Source organism: Enterococcus cecorum (assembly GCF_052119425.1).
Classification (GTDB): Bacteria; Bacillota; Bacilli; order Lactobacillales; family Enterococcaceae; genus Enterococcus_E; species Enterococcus_E cecorum_C.
Map to the genome: position 1 here is coordinate 1 of NZ_JBQKFH010000068.1, position 7,235 is coordinate 7,235.

Below are 7,235 nucleotides of genomic sequence, written 5' to 3' on the forward strand. Positions count from 1 at the left end.
AAAAAGAAAGACGGATTTTGAAAAAGGGTCTAAATCAAATTGTGACTGAATAAGGTAAGCCAGTGAATCGATTCCTTTTCGTAAATCCGTTTTCCCACAAACAATGTAGACAGGCCCCAGATCACTCAAGTTTAGTCCCATAAGCGAGCACCTTCTCTAAAATTTCATTTCGTTGAGTGGCATCAAGTGATGAGAAAAAACTGAGCTCAATTGTTCCCACTTTACAACGAAGCAAGAGCTCATTTTTGGTTCGTTGCTTGCAGTGTTGCGTGCCAGTTTTGGGCATCGCTAGAGGGGCAATGGGTTGTTTCATCATAAAAAATCCTCCAATCTTCTGTTTGAATACAGTATAACTGGAGGATTAGATAGATGCGATACACCTTGTTATTGGGCGCTTACCATATAAATGACAATAGAGGGGGTTAGGATGAATCGCGTCAAACAATATCGTCAAACAGTCGGCTTCTCTCAAGCAAAATTGGCTGAGCAAGTCGGTGTAGCTAGACAGACGATCAATTTAATTGAAAATGATAAATATAATCCGTCGCTTGATTTGTGTATACGTCTAGCAAAAGCATTACAGACGGACTTAAATGCATTGTTTTGGGAAGGTGAAGTAGATGAAGAAGTGGAATAGTTTAACGTTAAATCAGCAAAAAGAAGTCTTAATTTGTACGAATATATTTTTGTTTTTTACCCTGTTTGGCGTTATTTTTATTGCTTTGAAAATGTCCATTTACCTTATTTTTTGGACTTTTTACTTAGCCATTTTGGGATTGTTGGATTTTGCTTATTTGATTTATCGCAAAAAGGCTATTTTTAATAAAATTACAACGATTAAAGAGCTGCTAGATATTCCACTTACAGAGATGAGAATGGTTATTCAAGGGACGCGGTTTGATTTGATGAATTGGGACTTCAAAAATACCCCCATTTCACGTAAAAACTTGTTTAAATTAGAAGAGTATATGGAAGATCGTTATTTTCTTGCTTTCCATGAGCGCTATAAAAAAGAGGTCGCTGAACAAAAATTAGCTGAAAAGCAAGCGGTGGAAAATGGTCTAACGGAGATTGTTGAATAAGAATAAGCAAGGATTCTTTCAAATAAAGATAGACGATTCATGGTAAATGGATTCCGTTATAAAGTATGGAAAACAATCATGAAGGCAATTTTTAAGAAGGTGCAGTAGATGAAACATAAAGAAACATGGATGGAAAAAATGATTAAACGCTTTTACGGCATTTCGGGAGTACTGGACGAATATCGGTTGCAGGAAATCAGACGTATCGGAAATAATGCTTTTATCTTTTTGTTCTATTATATTTTACTGTCAAATGTTGTTGCAGTCACATTAATGGGGGTAGTTGGTGCCGAAGAGTTATTATTTGGTCTTTGTGTGATCAATGCCTTAGTGACGGCAGGAGGAGTTGGTGGCTACGTGCTTTACCAAATCCATAAGCTAGAGTTGGCACAAATCGAAGTCACAGAAGAGCAACGCATACCAATGCAAAGGAAATATGCTGTCAGATGTGCTTTATCTGGTATTGGTTTTGGCGTGCTGATGACCATTTTTGATGCCTTGCAATCCAATCAAGGTTTTGTTGCTGAGGTGTTTTCACTAAAGAGTTTGGTCCTATTTGGATTTGAGGCAGTTTTCTTTGGTGGCAGTATGTATCTTCTTATTCGCTATCGGATGAAAAAGATAAGAAATGAGGAATAAACAATGAAAAAAAGCGTGCGTTGGACGAGACAACAGAAAATAGATGGCTTAGTCGATGTTATTTTTATGCTAGTTTTTCTCCTTTGCCTAATGCTATTAAAATATTGGGGCATCTCAACTTCTTTTTTATGGCCAATTCTTCTTTTTCCATGGATGATTAATGGAACACTTAGAAGAAAAAGGATGTTTCGTGAAGTAACGATGGTGATGGAGCTGTTGGATATTCCGGTTGCTGAATTACGAAAGGTGTTAGGTTTTGGAAACTATGACTTGACAGAATGGGATGAAAAGAGAACGTTAATCTCACTTCCGAATTTGTATCGGTTGGTTGATTATGTGGAAGAACGTTATTTTCTAGCCTTTCATGAGCAGTATGACAAAGAAGCAGCCGCAAAGAAATTAGCCGAAAAGCAAGCAGCGGTAGTTTCAGAATAATAAATATATTTGACTGGTGGTTCATTTTTAGCCGCCAGTTTTTTTGCATATCCGGGATAGATACTTATAATCGTCCCATTATAGGAAAAGTATCTTAGGTTTTTATTTGCTATAAATTTCATTACAAGTTAATATTTTGCTAATAGAGCTAGTATGAATGGAGTGAGATTGATGGGAAATTTGAAGGTTAGAAAGATTGATAATGGTGTAGGGGTCATTTTGCCAAAAGAATTCGGCTTACAACCAGGAGATATTTTAAGCTACCGTCAAGAGAATCATTTATTAATCATTGATACGAGTCTAGCAGCACTTGAGCATGATCGTGAACTGATTGAAGAAAGTTTTGCGGATTTTAAAAAAGGACTACTAGTTTCAGAAGAGTCGCTCAAGCTGAAATTTGGCAAATACGGGTGGCGATAGAAATGAGGGATGATGGATAAAAAATAGAGATTTTAAATTTGGAAAAAGAAAAGGAAAAAGAAGCGGCATTAAAATATCTGCAAGAAATAATCGATGCCAATTATTTGGAAATGAAGAAAGGTAACTATTATACGCTAGATGAATTGGAGCAAGCATTGTTCTATGATACACCTCACAACACGCGCGACTAGGCAAGCAGGCGTCCTCTATGTTAAAATGGACAACAAAGAGTCTAAAGAGATAGGTGAGGCCGATGGAAATTTACGAAAAAGCCCCAGCGAAGATTAATCTTGGACTGGACGTATTATACAAAAGAGCAGATGACTATCATGAGCTTAAGATGGTAATGGCTAGCGTGGATTTGGCTGACCATTTGAAGATTGAGTCCTTGCCAACGGATGAGATTATTGTCACAAGTAATAAAGCCTTTTTGCCGGTCGATAAGCGTAATAATGTGTATCAAGCTGCAGAAATTTTAAAGGAACGTTATCAGATTCAAAAAGGGGTCAAAATCACAATTGAAAAACGGATTCCGGTAGCAGCTGGTTTGGGCGGTGGTAGTAGTGATTGTGCCGCAGCCTTACGTGGATTGAATCGTTTGTGGGACTTAGGATTATCCATGGATGAGTTAATCGAAATCGGCATGCAAGTGGGTACCGATGTGCCGTTTTGTTTGCATGGGACGACCGCAAAAATCAGTGGTAAAGGCGAAATTGTGGAACCCATTGCCTCGATGCCGCAGTGTTGGGTGGTTTTGGTCAAGCCTAGAATCAGTGTATCGACCCGCAAAATCTTTCAAATCGTGGATGCGACCCAGCTTGAGCATGTGCCGATTGATGATTTGATTGCGGCGATTGAGGCACAAGATTATCAGGCGATGATTGCGAATATGGGCAATAATTTGGAAAGTGTGACGATTCAAAAATATCCCGTTGTCCAAAAAATGAAAGATAAAATGTTGAAATTTGGTGCCGATGTGGCGGTGATGAGTGGCAGTGGGCCGACTGTCTTTGCTTTATGTCAGAAATATTCGCGTGCCCAAAGAATCTACAATGCCCTCAAAGGTTTCTGTGAAGAAGTTTATCTTGTGCGGACATTACCATAACTTTAAAAAAGAGAAAATTTTGTTTGACGACAAGGTTTTCTCTTTTTTTTTGCGTATTTATTAAGTAGAGGTGATGTTGATGCTTTTGGCGATGAGTGAACAACAAATCATGACTTATGCCCATCAAGCAAAACGCAGTCAAGAATATTTTTGTCCCGCTTGTAAGCAGCAAGTTCAGTTAAGAAGAGGCAAGCATAAAATTGCTCATTTTGCCCATTTCAAACACCAGGCATGTGAAAGTTTTAGTGAAGGAGAGACGGCCGAGCATTTACGCGCCAAAAATCAGCTTTATCAATGGTTGTTACAGCAAAATTTGCCCGTACAGATGGAGGCTTATTTGCCACAATTAAAGCAGCGACCGGATCTTTTAGTAGGAAAAATTGCCATCGAAATGCAGTGTTCCCCGTTATCTACCACACGTTTTCAAGAGCGTAATCATGGCTATTTTTCTAATAATTATCATCCTTGGTGGCTAGTAGGACGCAAATTACAGCCTAAAAAACATCAATTACGTCCATTGGTGAAGGCGATGATTTGTCGTGGTAGAAAACAAGCGGCTTTTCAATTTTATGGCTTGGATGAAAAGCGCAATGTCCTTTTATACTATAGTAATCTCCGTTGGCATTATCGTCGTGGGTATTTTTATGATTGCAAAGAGCTTCTTTTGGCTGATTTAAAGTTGAAGTCAGTGTTTCAATTGCAGCTGCCACCTGTACAGCCTTTTTCGTGGACGGTGAAGGAATACCAGTTTTACTTGCAAAATCAGTTATTTAATCGACAACAACATATTATGGATTTACAAGAGTTTTGCTATCTCCATCAGCAAAATCTCCTCGCTTTACCTGGTTGGTGCTATTTATCAAGTCCTTATCACGTCTTGTTTGAGCATGATTTGTTGATTTTACGGATGTTGTATTTACAGACAGGTGACTATCCGTCTTGGCTAAAAGCATTAAAAAATTTTTCTTTTACTTGGGATTATCCGTTTTTAAATCAAGCTGAAATATTAAAGGAAATCTTTATCGAATGCGAAAAATTAAGTGCAAACCTTTTTTCAAATGAGAAATATGTGTTATAATACTCAAAGATGATTAAAATTTAATTATACGAGGTGTTTGTATGTCAGAAACAAAACAATTACCATTACGTTCTGAAGTACCAGAAGAATTAACTTGGGACTTATCTGTCATTTTTAAAGACGATGCAGCCTTTGAAGAAGCATTTGCCGCATTGAATGATCGTTTGGCAGAAGTAAGCAACTATCAAGGAACACTAGCCAATGGTGCCAAAGCCTTTTTAGCTGCTTTAGAATATTGCTTAGATGTGATGCGTCAATTAGAAACGCTTTATGTTTATTCTCATTTACGCAATGACCAAGACACTACCAATGCGACAGATCAAGCCTTGCATTCACGTGCCAATGCCTTAGTCGCTAAAGCTAGTGAAGCCATTGCCTGGTTTGAACCTGAAGTATTAGCTTTAGAGGATGCAAAAATTTGGGGTTATTTCGATGAATTACCAGAATTAAGTCTTTATCGCCATTATATCCAACAAATCGTGGACAATCGCGAACACATTTTACCAGCTGAACAAGAAGCATTATTAGCTGGTGCCGGTGAAATTTTTGGCGCTGCAGCAGATACTTTCTCTGTTTTAAACAATGCCGACTTAGAATTTCCGGTGATTGAAGATGAAAAAGGCGGAAAAGTCCAATTATCTCACGGTGTATATGGTCAATTATTAGAAAGCACTGACCGTCGTGTACGTAAAGATGCCTTTGAAGGTTTGTATAAAGTGTACCAACAATTTGCACGTACTTTCGCTTCAACTTTAAGTACCAATGTGAAACGCCATAACTACTCAGCGAAAGTTCGTCATTTTGAATCAGCCCGTCAAGCAGCATTAAGTGGCAATCATATTCCTGAAAGTGTGTACGAAACTTTAGTCAGCGTGGTTAATGAAAACTTACCATTGTTACACCGCTACATGGCTTTGCGCAAGCGTTTATTAAACCTAGACGAATTGCACATGTACGATGTCTACACACCACTTTTAGGTGAAAGTTCATTGAAATATACTTATGAAGAAGCCACTAAAGAAGCCTTCAAAGCATTAGAACCAATGGGCGAAGAATACTTAGCTGTGGTGAAAGAAGCTTTTGAAAACCGCTGGATTGATGTGGTTGAAAATAAAGGTAAACGCAGTGGGGCTTATTCATCAGGTTGCTATGATACCAATCCATACATCTTGTTAAACTGGCATGACACCCTAGACCAATTATTTACTTTGGTTCATGAAATGGGTCACTCTGTTCATAGTTATTTCACACGCAAAAACCAACCTTATGTATATGGTGATTACTCTATTTTCTTAGCTGAAATTGCGTCAACAACAAATGAAAATATCTTAACAGAGTACTTATTGGAAACGCAAAAAGATCCTAAAGTCCGAGCTTTTGTACTTAACCACTATCTAGATGGCTTTAAGGCAACTGTTTTCCGTCAAACCCAATTTGCGGAATTTGAACACTTTATTCATGTGGAAGATGCAAAAGGTACCCCATTAACTGCTGAATTCTTAAATGATTATTATGGAAACTTGAACAAACGCTACTATGGCGATGCAGTGACAAGCGATCCACAAATCAGCTATGAATGGTCACGTATCCCTCACTTCTACTACAATTATTATGTTTACCAATATGCCACTGGCTTTAGTGCTGCCTCTGCCTTAGCGAAGAAGATTCTAAGCAAGGAAGAAAATGCCTTAGAAAACTACTTGAACTATCTAAAAGCTGGTAATAGTGATTACCCAATCGAAGTCATGAAAAAAGCCGGCGTAGATATGACTAAAGCAGATTATCTAAAAGAAGCGATGCAAGTCTTCGCACAACGACTAGACGAACTAGAAGCATTGGTGAACGAATTAGAAAAATAAAACCAAGCTCGTGAATCAAATCAAAAAAAAACAAGCAGTCCGTGATTGTTGGATTGCTTGTTTTTTTGCATTTTATGATAAAAAGGTTTGTACGAGAAATTGGCCGAAGCTAAATCCATGTTTGAGCGGAAAGACCATCCCAGAGTAAAACAAAAGAATTGTGTAAAAGAAATCAACCACGACGGAAATTCTTTGATAGCGAATGGTCAGCCAAATCACGAGTTGATACAAGGCGGAAAATAAAATACCACAAAATAGCACGACCCATAAACTACCTAATTGTACGGGAATACTGACAGGTGAAATAAAGGCTGCACAAAGTAAAAATAAAAGCGCGGAGTAGATAAAATAAATGACCGCTCGCTTAGCATAAACTTGAAAGATGCCTTGACTGGAAAGCTCGAGATATTTGATTTGATCGGTGCGGATTTCATATTCTAATTCTTCATTGGCTAAAACAATCATATTGGTAAAGGCAAAGAAGAGTAGATATAAAAAGAGATTCACTTTGTACCGACCCCCAAAAGTTAGACCATAAAATCTAACAATTGGAGGTCGGTATTTTTATGGCTAAATACAGTTATGAACTAAAAAAGAAAGTTGTTAATGCATACTTA

The 7,235-nt window shown here is 37.9% G+C and carries 12 protein-coding genes; 9 read left to right on the forward strand and 3 right to left on the reverse strand.

Translation table 11 applies throughout. The features are described from left to right. Both tnpB and ACTQZM_RS11455 read right to left on the reverse strand, forming a co-directional pair. A partial coding sequence (gene tnpB, locus ACTQZM_RS11450) for an IS66 family insertion sequence element accessory protein TnpB (protein WP_441653846.1) occupies positions 1-141 on the reverse strand: 141 nt, incomplete at its 3' end. Continuing rightward, on the reverse strand, positions 122-316 hold the full coding sequence (locus ACTQZM_RS11455) for a hypothetical protein (protein WP_047334056.1): 195 nt from the start codon (positions 314-316) through the stop codon (positions 122-124). The genes tnpB and ACTQZM_RS11455, both read right to left, overlap by 20 nt. Positions 317-427: 111 nt before the next feature. On the opposite strand from ACTQZM_RS11455, the gene ACTQZM_RS11460 reads away from it, so the two are divergent. The 9 genes from ACTQZM_RS11460 (at position 428) to pepF (ending at position 6,618) form a co-directional block, all read left to right on the forward strand. Continuing rightward, a complete protein-coding gene (locus ACTQZM_RS11460; protein ID WP_113784745.1) occupies positions 428-637 on the forward strand; it encodes a helix-turn-helix transcriptional regulator in 210 nt (69 codons plus the stop codon). Then, positions 621-1,082: a hypothetical protein gene (locus ACTQZM_RS11465; RefSeq protein ID WP_441653838.1), complete on the forward strand. Its 462-nt coding sequence runs from the start codon at positions 621-623 to the stop codon at positions 1,080-1,082. The genes ACTQZM_RS11460 and ACTQZM_RS11465 overlap by 17 nt, the downstream gene beginning before the upstream one ends. A 108-nt stretch (positions 1,083-1,190) precedes the next feature. Then, positions 1,191-1,721, forward strand: coding sequence for a DUF3278 domain-containing protein (locus tag ACTQZM_RS11470; RefSeq protein WP_441653839.1), 531 nt, complete (start codon positions 1,191-1,193; stop codon positions 1,719-1,721). Positions 1,722-1,724: 3 nt separating this feature from the next. Then, positions 1,725-2,156 carry a hypothetical protein gene (locus ACTQZM_RS11475; RefSeq protein WP_441653840.1) on the forward strand — a complete coding sequence of 144 codons (432 nt, stop codon included), beginning with the start codon at positions 1,725-1,727 and terminating at the stop codon, positions 2,154-2,156. Between the two features lie 171 nt (positions 2,157-2,327). After that, positions 2,328-2,576 (forward strand): AbrB family transcriptional regulator, encoded by a 249-nt coding sequence (locus ACTQZM_RS11480; RefSeq protein WP_248624574.1) that lies wholly within the window; start codon positions 2,328-2,330, stop codon positions 2,574-2,576. A 38-nt stretch (positions 2,577-2,614) separates the two neighbouring features. Beyond that, a complete protein-coding gene (locus ACTQZM_RS11485; protein ID WP_441653841.1) occupies positions 2,615-2,767 on the forward strand; it encodes a hypothetical protein in 153 nt (50 codons plus the stop codon). A 62-nt stretch (positions 2,768-2,829) separates the two neighbouring features. Continuing rightward, positions 2,830-3,681, forward strand: a complete 852-nt coding sequence (ispE, locus tag ACTQZM_RS11490; protein WP_441653842.1) for a 4-(cytidine 5'-diphospho)-2-C-methyl-D-erythritol kinase — start codon at positions 2,830-2,832, stop codon at positions 3,679-3,681. A 91-nt stretch (positions 3,682-3,772) separates the two neighbouring features. Further along, a complete protein-coding gene (locus tag ACTQZM_RS11495; RefSeq protein WP_441653843.1) occupies positions 3,773-4,759 on the forward strand; it encodes a competence protein CoiA in 987 nt (328 codons plus the stop codon). 41 nt (positions 4,760-4,800) lie between these two features. Next, a complete protein-coding gene (gene pepF / locus ACTQZM_RS11500) occupies positions 4,801-6,618 on the forward strand; it encodes an oligoendopeptidase F (RefSeq protein ID WP_441653844.1) in 1,818 nt (605 codons plus the stop codon). Positions 6,619-6,690: 72 nt separating this feature from the next. On the opposite strand, the gene ACTQZM_RS11505 is transcribed toward pepF, so the two are convergent. Next, positions 6,691-7,125, reverse strand: a complete 435-nt coding sequence (locus ACTQZM_RS11505; RefSeq protein ID WP_441653845.1) for a hypothetical protein — start codon at positions 7,123-7,125, stop codon at positions 6,691-6,693. Positions 7,126-7,235 lie beyond the last annotated feature (110 nt).